General features: G+C 41.5%; 11 protein-coding genes. 4 read left to right on the top strand and 7 right to left on the bottom strand.

What is annotated here, in order from left to right:
- Nucleotides 1-218 precede the first annotated feature (218 nt).
- The 4 genes from H6G57_RS15200 to H6G57_RS15185 all read left to right on the top strand — a co-directional run bounded on the left by H6G57_RS15200 (nt 219) and on the right by H6G57_RS15185 (nt 7397).
- The gene (locus H6G57_RS15200; RefSeq protein ID WP_190519911.1) at nt 219-4496 is read left to right on the top strand and encodes an EAL domain-containing protein; all 4278 of its coding nucleotides are present in this window, start codon (nt 219-221) and stop codon (nt 4494-4496) included.
- A complete protein-coding gene (locus H6G57_RS15195) occupies nt 4496-4771 on the top strand; it encodes a glutaredoxin family protein (RefSeq protein ID WP_309235918.1) in 276 nt (91 codons plus the stop codon). The genes H6G57_RS15200 and H6G57_RS15195 overlap by 1 nt, the downstream gene beginning before the upstream one ends.
- 106 nt (nt 4772-4877) lie before the next feature.
- Nucleotides 4878-6374, top strand: coding sequence for a UDP-N-acetylmuramoyl-L-alanyl-D-glutamate--2,6-diaminopimelate ligase (locus H6G57_RS15190; protein ID WP_190519907.1), 1497 nt, complete (start codon nt 4878-4880; stop codon nt 6372-6374).
- Nucleotides 6375-6677: 303 nt separating this feature from the next.
- Nucleotides 6678-7397 carry a hypothetical protein gene (locus tag H6G57_RS15185; protein ID WP_190519905.1) on the top strand — a complete coding sequence of 240 codons (720 nt, stop codon included), beginning with the start codon at nt 6678-6680 and terminating at the stop codon, nt 7395-7397.
- An 85-nt stretch (nt 7398-7482) separates the two neighbouring features.
- Here the strand turns inward: H6G57_RS15185 and H6G57_RS15180 are convergent, their stop codons facing one another.
- The 7 genes from H6G57_RS15180 to H6G57_RS15150 all read right to left on the bottom strand — a co-directional run bounded on the left by H6G57_RS15180 (nt 7483) and on the right by H6G57_RS15150 (nt 17465).
- Nucleotides 7483-8295, bottom strand: a complete 813-nt coding sequence (locus tag H6G57_RS15180) for a sulfite exporter TauE/SafE family protein (RefSeq protein WP_190519902.1) — start codon at nt 8293-8295, stop codon at nt 7483-7485.
- A 155-nt stretch (nt 8296-8450) separates the two neighbouring features.
- Nucleotides 8451-10514: an elongation factor G gene (locus tag H6G57_RS15175; RefSeq protein WP_190519900.1), complete on the bottom strand. Its 2064-nt coding sequence runs from the start codon at nt 10512-10514 to the stop codon at nt 8451-8453.
- 407 nt (nt 10515-10921) lie between these two features.
- Nucleotides 10922-13204 (bottom strand): caspase family protein, encoded by a 2283-nt coding sequence (locus H6G57_RS15170; RefSeq protein ID WP_190519898.1) that lies wholly within the window; start codon nt 13202-13204, stop codon nt 10922-10924.
- A 275-nt stretch (nt 13205-13479) separates the two neighbouring features.
- Nucleotides 13480-14658 carry a sulfate adenylyltransferase gene (gene sat / locus H6G57_RS15165; RefSeq protein WP_072722132.1) on the bottom strand — a complete coding sequence of 393 codons (1179 nt, stop codon included), beginning with the start codon at nt 14656-14658 and terminating at the stop codon, nt 13480-13482.
- Between the two features lie 197 nt (nt 14659-14855).
- A complete protein-coding gene (gene fabF, locus H6G57_RS15160) occupies nt 14856-16109 on the bottom strand; it encodes a beta-ketoacyl-ACP synthase II (protein WP_190519896.1) in 1254 nt (417 codons plus the stop codon).
- Between the two features lie 231 nt (nt 16110-16340).
- Complete coding sequence (gene acpP / locus H6G57_RS15155; protein ID WP_190519894.1) at nt 16341-16577, bottom strand: acyl carrier protein; 237 nt, start codon at nt 16575-16577, stop codon at nt 16341-16343.
- 120 nt (nt 16578-16697) lie between these two features.
- A complete protein-coding gene (locus H6G57_RS15150) occupies nt 16698-17465 on the bottom strand; it encodes a cobalt-precorrin-6A reductase (RefSeq protein ID WP_190519892.1) in 768 nt (255 codons plus the stop codon).
- Nucleotides 17466-17485 lie beyond the last annotated feature (20 nt).

The following is a 17485-nucleotide window of genomic DNA, read 5'->3' as shown; positions in this document are numbered from 1 at the left end:
ATTGAGCAAGCAATTTTGCTCTTGTAGTGACACTGCTGTTAAATCAAAGCCTAGATGTCCGTTAACTTTTTTTTAATTTTCGTTAAAAAAGTCAAAATTTAATGATGATAATCGTAGAATATATAGGGAGGAGCAGATAAAAACCCTTGGTGCATCGAATACTCTGCCAGTGAGCGATAACCACGAGTAATCGAACCAAAAATGCTGGAACCTAGTTGATGCTCAACAAACACGGGACACAGGGAGATCAAGAACAACTTTATCCCATTGCATCCATTGATCGCAGATGGGTCATGGATTCGGATGTGGAGGTTGCATTGCAAGACAGCCAAGCCCTAATACAAGTTATTGCAGAATTATTGCAAGTTCCCTTGCTAATCAGCCGGGTGACTGATGGCCGAATTTATTATTACAATTCTTGCTTTCAAAACACCTTTGGATTTCTGATCGGCGAACCTTTAAATTTTACTGATTCCGATCTATTTGCCAATCTCACGGATCGAGAAATCCTGCTGGAAACACTGCGAAAAAAAAATTGTATTCAACAACAACCCCTACAAGTCAAGAAGGCTGATGGAGCGCTTTACTGGACAATGATCTCCATGCGGTTATTGACGCTGAATGGGGAATCATTGATTGTATCCACCTACTCGAATCTGATTCCAAATTTCTCCCATCATCCCCTACCGTCACGCCCTATCCCCAGTTTTGATCATTGGCAAGACGGGGTAATTTTAATTAATGCAGAAGACCAGATTATTGAGTGGAATACCACAGCCACACAGATGTTTGGTTATGACAAATCTCAAGTTCTGGGTAAAACCCTAGAAGCCTTAAATTTTCCCCTGTTTCATCATCTGGTTACTGACCTCTGCGCTCAAAATCATTGCTATAACTGTTCCGGCTGTACCCGTGACCTGCCCTGGCAACGCCAAGATGGAACATTAAGCCAGTGTCGGACAACGATTTTACCTTTACGCAACGAATTCGGCCAGTTAACAACCCTGTTAATCAACGTTCAGGAAATCTTGGAAGAAATTCCAGCCCTTCCAGTTCAACATCAACTCTTAGCCACTTTACAATCCAAGGTCAGTCAGCAGGCGACCGTTGCTTACCTGGGTCAACAAGCTTTGATTCAGTCCGACCTGGGCACCTTGATGAATGAAGTGGTTTCTGCCGTCGTCAAAACCCTGGATGTAGAATATTGTAAACTCTTGGAACTCATGCCCGGTGGCCATGCGTTTTGGTTGCGGGCGGGCGTCGGTTGGCAACGGGGACTGGTGGGGAATGCCCGGGTTAGTGCCCATGTCACCTCTCAAGCCGGGTATACCTTATTCAAAAATGAACCTGTGATTGTGGATGATTTGCGGGTAGAAACTCGATTTTCCGGGAGTCCCCTGCTGCATAATCATCGAATTATTAGCGGGATGAGTGTGGTGATTTCCCGTTGGGGCCAAGACTCAATAGTCAGCCCAGAACAATTACAGTTTCCGGTATCCATGACCTGGGGAGTTTTAAGTGTCCATAGCCATAACCCTCGTCAGTTTACCCCAGAAGATGTTCATTTTTTGGAAGCCATTGCCAATGTGTTAGCCGCAGCCATTGAACGCCATCGGGCCGAAGAACGGTTACATTTAATGGAACGGGCGATTGATAGTAGTAGTAATGGAATTGTGATTACCGATGCGACTCAACCGGATAATCCAATTATTTTTGTTAATTCTGGGTTTGAGCAAATTACCGGATACAGCCGAGAAGAAGTTTTAGGAAAAAATTGCCGATTTTTACAAGGGAATGATCCTAACAAGCCAGAAGTTGAAGCCATTCGCCGAGGGATTTTAGAAGGAACAGAATGTCATGTAGAATTGCGGAATTATCGCAAAGATGGGACGTTTTTTTGGAATGAACTTTCCATCGCTCCGGTGTATAGTCCTAAAGGGCATTTGACCCATTTTATTGGCATCCAAGCAGACATAACTAAACGCAAACAATCTGAACAAGATTTAGTTTCAAAATCCCAAGCTTTGGCTCAGTTTAGTTCCCATCTCAAAAATTTACATCGGATTACCACCTATAACCATCAAAATTTGAATGAACTCTTTCGGGATTATCTTCAGGCGGGTTGTGAAATTTTTCAACTGTCTATGGGTTTTATTAGCCGAATAGAAAACAATCAGATTATTATCGATACGGTTCATTCAGATTTAGATTTAATTCAACCGGGTAGTATTATCCCTTTAGAAGAAAGTTACTGTAAGCAAGTGATTCAGACCCAGACGACCCAAGTTCATACCCAGATTGGGAAAAATTCTCAATTCAATCAACTTGAAAGCTATCAAAGATTTCATTTAGAAACCTGTTTAGGAACACCCTTATGGGTTAATGGCGAAATTTATGGCACATTGGGGTTTGCTTGTTTAGAAGCTAAAACCATTACTTATGAATCCCATGAACTGGAAATTTTAGAATTAATGGCTCAAAGTATTGGTCGATTTATTGCTGCTAACCAAACGGAACAACAACGGGCAAAAGCGGAGTTAGCTTTGCGAGAAAGCGAAGAACGCTATCGCCGTTTAGTCGAATTGTCTCCCGAAACCATTGCTATTCATAATGGAGAAGAATTGGTTTATATTAATATGGCTGGAGCCAAACTTTTAGGAGCTAATCGTCCTCAAGATTTAATCGGTCGTTCTATTTTTGATTTTCTTCCTCCTGATTATTTGACTTTAATTCAGTCTCAAATTCAAGACCCAATCAACAAACAGCAACCTTTAGATTTAATAGAACAAAAATTAACTCGGTTAACCGGAGAAGTAATTGATGTCGAAATTGTAGGAATTCCAGCAACGTATCAAGGTCAATTGGCGATTCAAATTATTATTCGGGATATTACCGAACGAAAACGATTTGAAGCTCAACTGATGTATGAAGCTTTACATGATGCCCTGACCCAACTGCCAAATCGTAGCTTTTTTAATGAACGTTTAGCCCAAGCCTTAAAACGATCTCGCAAAGAACCTAATTATCAGTTTGCCGTTTTATTTTTAGATTTAGATCGGTTTAAAGTTGTAAATGATAGTTTAGGACATTTGATTGGAGATCAACTCTTAATTGAAATTTCTCACCGCCTTCTCTACTGTGTTAATCCGGTTGATACCGTTGCTCGTTTAGGGGGAGATGAATTCACAATTTTGATTCATCAGATTCAAAATATTACCGATGCGACGAGAATGGCGGAGAAAATTCATGATGAATTAACTCAGCCGTTTTATATTCAAGGACATGAGATTTTTACAACCGTTAGTATTGGGATTGTTCCCAGCCGAGGTTATTATCAGCAATTGGAAAATGATAGTGAATCTTATCAGTGTTTATTGTATAATAATCCTGAAGATTTTTTACGAGATGCCGATATTGCCATGTATCGGGCAAAAGCCAAAGGTAAAGCTCGATATGAAGTGTTTGACTTAACGATTCATAGTCAAGCGATGTCAATGTTGCAGCTTGAAACGGATTTAAGACAGGCGATTTATGGGCGAATGCGAATCGGAACTCCCCCCCGTTCAGAATCCTTAACGCCTTCAGAAAATCCTCATCCCAAGGTCTTACAAACGACAGAACATTTATTAGAATCTTCTCCACCTCAACCCATAAATCTCAAGGGTTTTAAAGTTTATTATCAACCGATTGTTTCTTTATCTACGGGTAAAATTACAGGATTTGAAGCCTTAGTCCGTTGGTTTCATCCAAAACGAGGTTTAGTCTCACCTGCGGAGTTTATTCCAGTTGCAGAAGAAACGGGATTAATTATTCCATTAGGGGCTTGGGTTTTACGCGAAGCTTGTCATCAACTGCGAGTTTGGCAAGAACAATTAGCTCAAAAATTTGCGGGTTTTCATACAGCTTTAACAACCCAACCTTCTAGCAAAAAACATCATCTGGAGGCTAACATTTATCCGTTAACCATGAGTGTTAATTTATCGAGTAAACAGCTTTGCCAACCCAACCTTTTAGAACAAATCGATCAAATTCTAGCAGAAACAGGTTGTAATCCCAGTGATTTAAAGCTAGAAATTACTGAAAGTGTGATTATGGAAAATTTAGCCACCTCATTTATTATTCTAGCGCAATTAAGATCTCGCAAAATTCATTTATCCATTGATGATTTTGGAACCGGGTATTCTTCCTTGAGTTATTTACATCAATTCCCCTTAAATAGTTTAAAAATTGACCGCTCATTTGTTAATCGTTTAGATCAAAAAACCAGCCCCTTTACCGGAAAAACCAGCCAACCTTTACAAATTGTTAAAGCTATTATTTCTTTAGCTCAAAATTTAGAATTAGATGTGGTTGCCGAAGGCATAGAAACCCGTGAACAACGAAAAATTTTACATCAATTAGGCTGTCCCTTTGGACAAGGCTATCTGTTCGCTAAACCCTTAGAAGCTGAACAGGCAACACAACTCTTATTATCGGAGGTCAAAGGTATTATATGATCACACTAATTTTATACAGTAAACCGGGCTGCCATTTGTGCGAAGGCTTACAAGAAAAATTAGAAAAAATTCAAGCCTCTTCCCAAAAGTTAGGAGAATTTCAATTAGAAATTCGAGATATTACAAGCCGGGAAGATTGGTTTCAAACCTATCAATATGAAATTCCTGTGCTGTTTAAATCGACTGATAGTGATAACATAGAACAACGCATTCCTCGTCCCTCACCCCGGATGTCGGTCATACAGCTAGAACAACTCTTACAAAAATATTGGTAAGTCAGTGGAACAGGCATCTTGCCTGTTTAATGCCTGTTTCACATAGCCAGCTTCCCCCTGATATGATGCAAAATAAAATCAGTCCAGTTGTGAGGAATGGTAACAGATGAAGCTCAAAGAGTTACTGGCAAAAGCAGGAATATCAACACCCTTTCAGTCTCACCCCGCTTTAGAGGAAGAAATCAAGGGGTTAACGACCAACTCTATCGCTTCTGGGCCGGGAGATTTATTCTTAGGAATGCCGGGAACCCGTGTAGATGGGGGAGAATTTTGGCCTAGTGCCCTCGCCTCTGGTGCAGTAGCTGCCTTCATCTCCCAAACCGCCGCCGAGAAAACCCAAGACCGCATCGCAGTCGAACACCCCTGCATTATTCCCTCCCCGGATATGACCCAAACCTGCGCCCAAATTGCAGCAGCGTTTTATGATTATCCAGCCGAAAAATTACAATTGCTGGGGGTGACAGGAACCAATGGGAAAACCACCACCACCCATTTAATTGAATATCTCCTCAGCAACACTAACCATCCAACGGCTTTACTGGGAACCCTTTACGCCCGTTGGCCCGGATTTCAAGAAACGGCAACCCATACCACCCCTTTCTCCGTTGAACTTCAGGAACAACTGGCTGATGCGGTGGCGGCGGGTTGTGAATTCGGGGTGATGGAAGTCAGTTCCCATGCCTTAGATCAGGGGCGGGTTCTCGGTTGTCCCTTTCAAGTGGCGGTGTTTACCAATTTGACTCAAGATCATTTGGACTATCACCCCACAATGGAGGATTATTTTGCAGCCAAAGCTTTATTATTTAGTCCCCAATATCTCAAAGGTCGAGCCATTATTAACGCCGACGACCCATTCGGTCAACGGTTAATCGCCCAGTTGGGAGATCAAGCTTGGAGTTATAGTACCCACGACTCAACGGCCGATTTATGGGCGGATCAACTGTGTTATAAACCTACAGGGGTGAAGGGGGTTCTCCATACTCCCCAAGGAGAGGCTGAGTTTTATTTACCGTTGGTCGGTCAATATAATTTATCGAATTTGTTAGCCGCTTTGGGGGCGGGGTTAAGTTTGGGCTTAGATTTAACCCGTTTAGTCGAGAAAATTGCCGAGTTTCCGGGGGTTCCGGGCCGTATGGAACGGGTGCAAATGAGCCCGAATCAGGATATTAGTGTGATTGTGGATTATGCTCACACCCCCGATAGTTTAGAGAACTTATTGAAGGCGTCCCGTCCGTTTATTCCAGGTCGGATGATTTGTGTATTTGGGTGTGGGGGCGATCGCGATCGCACCAAACGCCCCAAAATGGGGAAAATTGCCGCAGAATTAGCGGATCTGGCCGTTGTCACCTCAGATAATCCCCGCACCGAAGATCCTGAGCGGATTTTGCAAGATGTTTTAGCCGGAATTCCCGACAATATTAAGCCTATTGTCATTGCTGATCGGGCTAAAGCCATTCATCAAGCCATTTTAGATGCTCAACCGGGAGATGGCGTTTTAATTGCGGGAAAAGGTCACGAAGATTATCAAATTTTGGGAACCGAAAAAATTCATTTTGATGACCGAGAACAAGCCCGTGATGCTTTAGCTGATCGTCTCCCCTAATCCAATTTAGACCCTGAAACTGTCTTTTTTAGAGGGTTGAGGTTGAAGCGTTCGTCTAGTCTTTCCCTCAACTCTCTTTTTTTGTTTCAAGATTTTACTAAACTTTTACAAAAAAACTCACTAAAGTATTCAAATCTTAACACAACACTTGATAATATAAGATGGAGAACCGTTTAAAATCAGGTTCTAATTACAAATTAAACTGTCGATTTTCCACTAGGGTTCATTTATTAACTCATTTGACCAGAGATTGTATTTTTTGATTTAAAGTGCTACTACCACTGACTAAGAAGAGAGAGTCTAATGGAAATATTAATTGCCTATTACACAGTAGGAGTTTTAGCTTCGTTTTCGGTGTGCTTTAAAGCATTCGTCGAGGATTCAACAACACCATTAACAGATCAAAGTTCGTGGGGGGTTTTAGCATTAACATCAGTATTTTGGCCGATTACAATCCCAATTTCTTGGCTAGAATTAGTCACGAAATCACAAATGTCAATTGTATCCTCTTCTAATGATGGGTTCACTAATTCTTTCTATGACTATCAACCCCAAATGGTCAGGGTGAAACCGTCTCCGTCCCCAAATGTTCAACCTTTATCTAAAACCGTTAATTCCAATCAACCGCGATTCTTACCCCTGGGTTATTTACTCCGTCAAGCGGGGTTAATTACAGAATTTCAAATTAAAGTTGCTTTAAAAGCACAAAAAACCCACCTCAATCATCTACGCTTAGGAGAAATTTTAGTTGATCAAGGCTTGATTGAACCCGAAACGATTAAGTTTTTCGTAGAAGATTTACGGAATCTATATCAAAATCCCCATCAGAAACCGTTAAGTGAATATTTAAAATTAGCTAAACTGTTAGATGAGCAACAAATTGAGGAGATTCTCACGGAAAAACCCCCAACCAATCTTCAATTCGGTACATTAGCGGTACAAAAAGGATGGGTGAAACAAGACACGATTAATTTAGTATTGCACTATCTGGGAGATCAATCTCAAAAGGCTCTACAAGGTTAAAGAATGAAGGGTTTGTAGAGAAATTTGGTGAGTTTCCTAGCTCTGGTTTTTAATTTCCCCCTTTAGAAAGTGAATCTGAAAGGTGTTAGGGTTGCATCCCGGCTTGTTTAAAGATATAAACAGAAAGAATAACTAAGAAAATTCTAAACATTAAACTAACCGTTTTATCCGATAATTTAGGCAAAAACCGGGTACTAATTTGCGCTCCCAATAATCCCCCTAATCCTAATATAATTCCTTGAATCCATAAAACATTTCCTTGAATAGCGTGTCCAGCACAAGCAGAAATAGCTGTAATAACAATGACTCCTAGACTGGTTTGAATTGCAACTTTAATGGTTTCTCCTAATAAAACAATTTGCAAAGGAACCATAATAATTCCACCCCCCACTCCAAATAACCCAGCTAGAATTCCCGCAGTCCCTCCCGTTAAAATTCGAGCAAATACTGGATTAAAGAGGATATTTTGATTAGAAGAAATAGCAGAATCAGAAACTTGTTGTGCTTCTTGTTGTTTTTTCTGGGCTGTTATTTGTTGACGCACTTCTACTAAATAAACATTGAATAACAATAAACACCCAAATAAAAATAATAATAATCGGGAGGAAAATAATTCTGCCAAAAATACCCCAATTTGTGCGGTTAATATAGCCGGAAATCCAATACCAATCACACGATTGAAACTAAGATATCCCATGCGCCAATTTTGTACACTCCCCGAAATTGCGGTAATCACAATTGATAAACTACTGGTAGCAACGGCTTCAACGGGGGTATATCCTAACGCTACCAATAAGGGGACTAAAACTGTCCCGCCGCCAATCCCTAAAAAGCCTGCTAAAATGCCAGCAATGAGTCCCGCCGTCGCCAAAATAATTAATTCAATAGTGCTACGCATGATTGGTGTTTGACAATGAGTAAAACCTGAAACCCTTTCACTTCTTACTGTTCCCTGTTCCCTGTTCCCTGTTCCCTCTTCAAGTAGCACTATAGAAGCTAGAAATCTCCCTAATGCTGTTAACTCGAAAAGGGAGATTTTTTACTTACAGGAATTTAGGATTTACTATTACCATTCCCGTTACTCGTTGCTAAAATCCGTTCCGTTAACTTTTCAGGAACTTCTTGTAAATGATCGAATTGCCAATTGAAATAACCTACTCCTAACGTTAAAGAACGCAATTCTACAATTAAATCCTGCATTTCCGCCTGGGGAATATAGGCAGAAATTTTATCCCATCCTTTCCAGTCTGACATAGCTTCATAGCCTAAAATTTGCCCCCGACGCCCGGTAATTAACTGAAACATTTGGGAGGTAAAATCGCTGGGTGCACAAATTTCAACAGAAGTAATCGGTTCTAATAAAACGGGTTCGCATTTTTCCATTCCTGACTGCATGGCTAACCGAGCTGCTTGTTTAAAAGCTTGTTCGGAACTATCCACAGAATGATAGGAACCATTAGTTAATGTTACCGCCACATCAACAACGGGGAACCCTAAAGGCCCCTGGCTTAAATATTCTCGCACCCCAATTTCAACACCCGGAATATATTGACGAGGAACCACACCCCCCACAATCCTTTCATCAAAATTAAACCCTTCCCCACGGGGTTGAGGTTTAATATCTAAATACACATCTCCAAACTGTCCATGACCGCCACTTTGATGTTTATAACGACCGTGAGAATTTGTATTTTTGCGAATGGTTTCTTTATAAGGAATCCGAGGCAAATGAGTGACCATCGGTAAATTATATTTACGCCGTAACCGATCTAACGTCACTTGCAAATGAATTTGACCTTGACCCCATAAAATAATTTCATGGGTATCTCCATTTTGTTCCCAACTTAACGAGGGATCTTCATCTAACATTTTAGATAAAGCCGCACTAATTTTAACTTCATCTTTGCGGTTTTCCGGGGTAATTGCCCAGCCATAAACCGCCGGTAATAAAGTTGCTTTCGGTAACGGATTTTTTAATTGATTAAGTTCCGTTGTTAAGGTATCTCCGGTTTGAATGCCTTCCATCCGCGCCAAAGCCACAATATCCCCGGTTTTTGCCACTTGTACGCTTTGGGTTTGTTGTCCCATCAGCCGATACATTCCCCCCGGTCGTACCCCATTTAAGGTCTGGCCTTCGGTGAGTTTACCCTGCCAAACCCTCACCAGGGACAGTTTACCGCCTTGGGGGGTGTAATAGGTTTTCAGCACTTGGGCAATGGGCCATCCTTCGGAAGATTTCAGCCCCCGTCGTTCTGCGGTAATGGCGGGTTCCGGTGCTTCTCGAACTAAAGCATCCAATAATGCCCGTACCCCATGATCTTGTTCCGCTACCCCAATTAATACAGGTACAATTAAATCCGCTCCTAATTCCATTTTTAAATCTTTGACAATTTCATCTTGAGGCGGTTCAATTTCTTCTAATAATTCTTCTAATAGATGATCGTCAAAATTGGCTAACTCCTCTAACATCGCTTGACGGGCAGCGTGTTCAGCTTCCTTGAGAGATTCGGGAAGGGGTACAGGATCAGAGGGAGCGCCGGGATGATAATGATAGGCTTGTTCGGTAATTAAATCGATAAAACCGACCAATTGTTCACCGTTGCCAATGGGATATTGTTGAGGAATAATAGGACGAGTGGAAACCGCTTTTAAAGCATTCAAGAGTTCGCTAAAACTGGTAACACAACGTTCCTCATCGGTACAAACCCGATCCATTTTATTAATAAAAACGAGATGGGGAATTTCCCAGTCATCCAAGAATTTGAACAGGGGAGATAAGGTTAAAATCCGGCCGGGATCAGGTTCACAGACGACAATGGCTAACCCCGTTCCGATTAAAGCATTATAGGTTTCTTGGGCAAATTCTACAGACCCCGGACAGTCTAAAAATGTAAAGCGAATGCCGCCATATTCGGTACAGGCGGCATTAACTTCTACACTCATATTGCGATCGCGGGCTTCTGGGGAACTGTCCCCAACCCTGTTACCATCTTTTGCCGTTCCTTTGCGAGTGGTTACTCCTGTCACGGACAAAATACTTTCTAAAAGTGCGGTTTTCCCACTTAAATAGGGGCCAACAATGGCGATATTACGGCAGTTTGTGATAGTTTCTGGCATATCTTTATGCTCCACAAATATAAGTGACTCATTCTGAGGTTTTATCCTCAAAAAATCAGGATCAACCGTTGAGGATGGAGTCCCAAAAATTAAGGAATTGTTAAATTTAACGAATCCGTTGGCTGTAGATCAATATCTATTGAATCGCTTTAGTTGGGACTTGGTACTGCTCCTTTAAGATTCCGGTTTCTTGATTCGCTTACTTTTTAATTTATAGTGTTTTTGCCACAAGTTAACATCTTGTTCATCAAAAAAAACATTATGAACTTATTACAAGATTTGTAAATGAATATTAAGGAGACGGTTGAGGCAGCTTTAGGTCAAGGGTTTAGGAATTGAGAATAGCTCTGGGTTTTAGTTTCATCAGGTTTCAAAACGCGGTTTAAAGAACTATCAATATCAACAGCTTATCCCACAACCCGATAAACAAAATTAAACGTTGCCCAGCTATTAATATCTAAAGCCAAATCATCCGTAATCACTCCCATTTTGTCTAAACTTTGTTGACTGCCTCGATTCAAATCTTGTAAAATGGCATCAGCAATATCTAAAGGATTTGAGATTAAGTTGAACTTCAATAATCCCTCACTTTTTTTAATGCTTTTATCTAAAATTGTTAAGGTTTCCACAAAGGGATTTTGGCTTAAAATCACCTGGGTTTCTGCTAATCCGGCTGGACTTTTAACCAGTTCTCCGATAATTTCCGTAGAAGAGTTACCACTGTAAACTGTAGCGGGAGGGACACTCATAGATTTACCCGGTGCAATTTGTTGTTGCTGAGGATCAAAACCTGAATGAAATAGATAGGTTTGTCCTTCACTATTAACATAAAACAGTAGAAAATAAACGGGAAACTCTCCCTGATTTTGCAGTTGATATTGTAAACGACTCCCTACAGAAACTGTCACAATTCCTTGATTTTCGGAAGCCGACATAAAAGATGGGCTTAAAGTTGAAATAGAATTAACAGATTGAGCATTTTCTCGATTAATTTTGTTTAAAATTCCAGTTGTTTCCCGTTTAATTAAAACTTGAGATTGAGGGGCTAATAAATTTAAAGTTGCTCTCACTTTTAACTGCAAAGAGCGTTCATTTTCTGTTAATCGTAATAACTTAATGGCTAAACGGGTTTTGAGTTGGGGAATTAACCGATGTACCGCCACTTTTACCGCCTCTCCTCCTTCACCAATGGTATCGGGAATCAACACTGAACCCTTGGAGAATAAGCCATAACGTCCTTGAAAAATCGGCGATAAGGGAGTATTTAAAGCTTGGGCGATGGTCGTATCCGTAACGCGACTGAGTAAATAATCCGCAGGTTGATCACTCGCTACAATTGTCATCCGAGAAAACCCCGAAAATGCACTGGTCGCATCCACCCGTTCAATTCGATTTAATTGAGGATCTAAGGCGATTTTTAAATTAATTTGCCTCGGTAAAATTCGAATAAATTCTTGTAGTTTTTGCCCAACTTCCAACCCAAAAGGTAAGTTTAAATCCGTGTTTTTTATCTGCGCTTTTGCTTTTAATCCCGCGCGAGAACGCAGTTGTAAATAAACCGGATTTTCTAAATAATTAGACTCTGAAATAATCGTTAATATTGTATTTAAACCCAATGAATCTAATACAAACGTTGGTAGCCCTGTTAATGAAACTTGAGCGGTTTTCCCATTCTCTTCAACCCCCGTTATTACCCCATCAACAGGTAAAGCGGGAACCCACAAACTCCCTAGAGAAACATCTGATTCAGCTTGAGCAGGATTTAAGCTTCTGCGGAGTTGAGGTTGCTGACACGGCCCAACGATTTGTTCAACTTCTCCCGCCACTCGGCGGATTTGGGCCGTTAAATTCGGGAAGGGGCTTGCACCCCAAAAAGCTTGGGTTAAAGTATAGGTAAATAATCCGGCATTAAAGCCATCCCATCGGCCTTCTGTGGCGACTTGGGACGGTTTAGATGCGGCTAAGACTAATCCGGGTAATTGACCCGGTTTTCGGTATTCTAATTCTTCTTGTGAAAGGTTGAAACGAGATAACAATTGCTGTTGTAAATCCAGTTCTGTGGGATTAATTTCCAAGGTTGTTGGACTTGAGGCGGCACGAATTTTAAGCGTCCCTTGTTGATGATGTCCAGGATAAATAAAACTTGTATCTAAAACCGTAATGACTTCAGAGGTCGGTAGCGATCGCAATAATAACCATAACGTATCTTCTAAAATATCATTAACCGTTTCCTGTTCTGATACTTCGGCATCAACAGGCAGATAAGAATATTGAATTTGAGGCTGATTAGAAACAAGATCATTACGGGGAATACAACTGCCATAACCACTAAAATGAAACAGTACCACATCCCCCATTTGAGCTTGTTCAATTAAATGGGAAATAAAAGCAGATTCAATTTGGTTACGAGTTGCAGCTTCGTTGGTTAACGTGAGAATATCATCGGGTTGAAACCCAAATTTATACATTAATAAATTGCGTTGCAATTCCACATCCGTTAAACAACCTTGCAACGGTTCTTCAATTCGATTTCCACTGGGATATTGATTAATTCCCACCAATAAAGCTAACTTTCTTCGGGTTGGCTGTGCTAAGGCTTGATAGGAACGCTCATAAAGTCCTCCCTGAATCCCCAGCGCCGCCAGCAGTAAGCCAGCTTGTTGTAAAAATTCCCGTCGTTTTAATCCCATTACCAAAAATCAGTAATCAGTTATCAGTAATCAGTTATCAGTAATCAGTTATCAGTAGAGACGTGCCATGGCACGTTTGTGCCAGTTATCAGTTGTTTTCGTAACTAGGAGCAAGATCAAGAAAAACTTTATTAATTCCCTAAAATCTTGATCAACCTGCTCATAAAGTCTTTGGTTTTAGAGTTTGGGTTAATCGTTGTTAATTAATAACTATTTAACCATCAACCCTTAACTCTTCCACTGATAACTGATAACTGATAACTGATAACTGATTATTATGCTTCCGTTGCCACCTTCATTGCTTTAATCAGTTCATTGGCAACTTCAGGGCGAGAAAATTGCGGGGGTGGAAGTTCACCACGACGCAGTAATTCTCGCACCTTAGTTCCTGATAAATGAATGCGCTGTTCTGGGGTACTGGGACTGGTTTTGCTGGTAGCCATCCCTTCAGTCACAGTACAATAAAAAGCGTGTTCAAACATCATCGGAGTAATACCTAATTCCCCAGGTTCAAACTCATCGAAAATATATTGAGCATCGTAAGTTCCATAATAATCCCCAACCCCGGCATGATCTCGACCCACAATAAAGTGAGTACAGCCATAATTTTTCCGCACTAGGGCATGGAAAATCGCTTCACGGGGGCCTGCATAGCGCATAGCGGCGGGATTAATTGCTAAAATAACCCGTTGTTTTGGATAGTAATGGTCAATCAAAATTTCATAACACCGCATCCGTACATCTGCCGGAATATCATCGGATTTGGTAGCTCCCACTAAAGGATGCAAAAATAATCCATCAACGGTTTCTAAGGCACATTTTTGAATATATTCATGGGCCCGATGGATAGGGTTTCGAGTTTGAAATCCCACAATGGTTTTCCATCCTTTTTCTCGAAACATTGCCCGTGAGTCTGCGGGGTCAATTTGATAGTTCGGGAAGTAGGGATGGGGTTGACGTTCTAATAACCATACTGGGCCAGCGAGATTAACGCCCCCTTGATCATAAACAACTTTCACCCCTGGATGTTTTTCGTCTGTGGTGCGATAAACGTTGAGAGCTTCGGTTTCCTTATCATAGGTATATTTTTGGGTGAGTTCCAAAACACCCACAAATTCCCCCGTCGGGGCATCTAAACGAACTAAACCCCCTTCAGTCAGGGTTGAGGCTACCTCTTCAGAAACCGATAGAGTAATGGGAATTGACCAAGGCAAACCATTACTCAAGTGCATTTGGTTGACGACGGTTTTATAGTCCGCCTGTTCCATAAACCCGGTGAGGGGACTAAAACCACCAATAGCAATTAATTCTAAATCAGAGAGCGAGCGCTCATCCAACTGGACTCTGGGTAAATGTTCCCCTTTGTCCAAAAACTCCTGCCGTTGGTCAGGAGTGGCAATTCGGTTAATTAAATGTCCACCATGGGGAGCAATGGCGTCGAGATGATGACTCAAGGATACCTCTCTAAGTTGACTACAAAGACAACAATTATTAAATTTTCTTTATATTTCTATCCTACCCTGTTACGCGAGTACAGAACAGCTTATAACTGCAACAGCCACTTTATCAACAAGTTGATAAAGTGGCTATTTTCCTAATATTATAGACGCGCCAATAGCCTTACGGCATAAATAGGCACGTCTCTACAGAGTTAGGGTTGAAATTTTTTAAACGCTAACGTCACATTATGACCTCCAAACCCAAAGGAATTCGATAAGGCGACATTAACGGTGTGAGCGCGACTGGTATGAGGAACATAATCTAAATCACACTCTGGGTCAGGGTTATCTAAATTAATCGTTGGAGGAACCCGATCCTCAGCAATGGCCATTGCCGTTGCCACCGCTTCAATGCCTCCAGAACCCCCTAATAAATGACCCGTCATTGACTTTGTGGAACTAACCACCACCTGATAAGCACTTTCACCTAATACCGTTTTAATCGCTGCCGTTTCTGTGGTGTCGTTAGCAGAGGTACTGGTTCCATGAGCATTAATATAACTAATTTGGTCAGGGGTTAATCCAGCATCCTTCATCGCCAAGGAAATCGCTCTAGCTGCCCCGGCTCCACCGGGAACGGGGGAGGTCATGTGGTAGGCATCACAGGTCATGCCATAACCGACTAATTCCGCATAAATGCGAGCGCCACGACTTAAGGCACAGTCTAATTCTTCTAACAGTAGAATTCCGGCGCCTTCTCCCATGACAAAGCCATCTCGATCTTTGTCAAAAGGACGACAAGCTTTGAGGGGTTCATGGTTGCGGGTTGATAGTGCCCGTGCCGCCGCAAATCCAGCCACGGATAAAGGAGTCACCGCCGCTTCGGTTCCCCCACAAATCATCGCTTGAGCATAGCCCCGTTGAATTAAACGAAAGGCATCCCCGACGGAATTTGAACCCGCCGCACAAGCGGTTACAGAACAGGAATTTGGCCCTTTAGCTCCCGTATGAATGGCTGTGAGTCCCGCCGCCATGTTGGCAATCATCATCGGGATCATAAAAGGACTACAGCGATCTGGGCCACGATTTAAATAGATCTCTTGCTGATCTTCGAGTACCTTGAGTCCGCCAATACCTGTTCCAATAATGACACCCACCTGTTCTGCATTTAGGTCATTAATGACGAAGCCCGCATCTGCGATGGCTTGTTGACTAGCCGCCACCGCAAATTGGGCGAAGCGATCCATCCGTTTAGCTTCTTTGCGCGAAATATAATCACAGGGGTCAAATTTTTTGACTTCCCCCGCTATGCGACAATCATGCTTTGACGCATCAAATAAGGTGATGGGGCCGATCCCATTCCGTCCGCTCATTAACCCTTCCCAATAGTCAGCTAGGGTATTTCCGAGCGGAGTAATTGCCCCTAAACCTGTTACAACAACGCGCTTAACATTCATCGTAGTCATGATTTTCGTCGATTCAAGAATTTAATCACCTAAAATGCAGAACAAAGCGTGAGAAGCAAAACTAACATTATAACAGTAGTTTAATTAAGAGGGGTTGGGATTGCCTAATCCAGACAGTCGAACGCAGCAAAATTTCCGTGAGACTGGTGGAAGGCTAATCCTTCGCTTATTCTGTTGATTTTACTTCAATTGCAGATTAAGCCGATGCTTTGGCTTGGTGGTCGATGGAATTTACTCCTCCTTGGCCTTGATGTAGTTTATAGCGTCTTGAACGGTCTTAATTTTTTCAGCATCTTCATCGGGAATTTCGGTCTCAAATTCTTCTTCCAATGCCATGACCAGTTCTACTGTATCCAAGGAATCCGCGCCTAAATCTTCGGCGAAAGTCGCCGAAGGAATAATTTTCTCTTCCTCAACATCTAATTGTTCTGCAATAATTCTTTTTACTCTTTCGTCAGTTGTACTCATATCCTATTTTTCCTTTTTGGATGCCGCGTATACCATCTTATCGGAAAGGGGGATCACCGCAGCAACGATCTCAGAGATTTTTTGGGGGTTGACTTTTCCCGACCTCCATTCCCCGGTTCCCTATTGACAAAATTCAACGGCAGTCTTAAAAGAGTGAGTCATTTGAGGATAATCAATCTGGGGTCGGGCAATAATAATTAAAGGAATATTTAATTGGTGAGCTAAATTAATTTTTAGGTCTTCGCCTCCTGCCGATCCAGAAGCTTTTGTGACGACCAGAGAAATTTTCCAATGGTGCCATAATGCCCGTTCTAATTCTAAACACAGGGGGGGACGAATTGCTATAATCCGATCGGGGGTAAATCCGGCTTTTAAAGCGGCATCCAAAGCCATAAGAGACGGTAAAATTCGAGCAAATAAGACGGCTTGCTCTTGCCATTGGGCAAATTGGAATAAACTGCGATATCCCAAGGTTAGTAAAACTCGTTTTCCTTTTAAATAATCCCCGGTTAATAAAGTTTCAAAACGGTCTAAATACAAAAGATGATTTGAATTTTCAGACTTTATAGCTGGACGTTCATACCGTAAATAGGGAATTTGATGGGTTTGGCTAATAGCAATTGCTAATTGAGAAATTTCTACAGCATAGGGATGGGAAGCATCTAAAATGCGATTAATCTTATAATTTGTTAAAAATAAGTTAATTTGGTTTGGCTCTAATTTTCCCACCCAAATCGTTAAAAATTCTGATTCGGGGTAGAGACATTTTGCTGATTCTGTCGTTACACTAATAATACAATAGATTTGGCATTGGGCGATCGCCTGAGCCAATCTTGCACTTTCCTGAGTTCCTCCAATTAACCACACTCGATCAATGGATTTCAGCATAAAACTAGCTTGAATTCTGA

Source organism: Planktothrix sp. FACHB-1365 (assembly GCF_014697575.1).
Classification (GTDB): domain Bacteria; phylum Cyanobacteriota; class Cyanobacteriia; order Cyanobacteriales; family Microcoleaceae; genus Planktothrix.
Note: the sequence above shows the minus strand (reverse complement) of the source record. Positions and strands in the feature narration are given on the sequence as shown.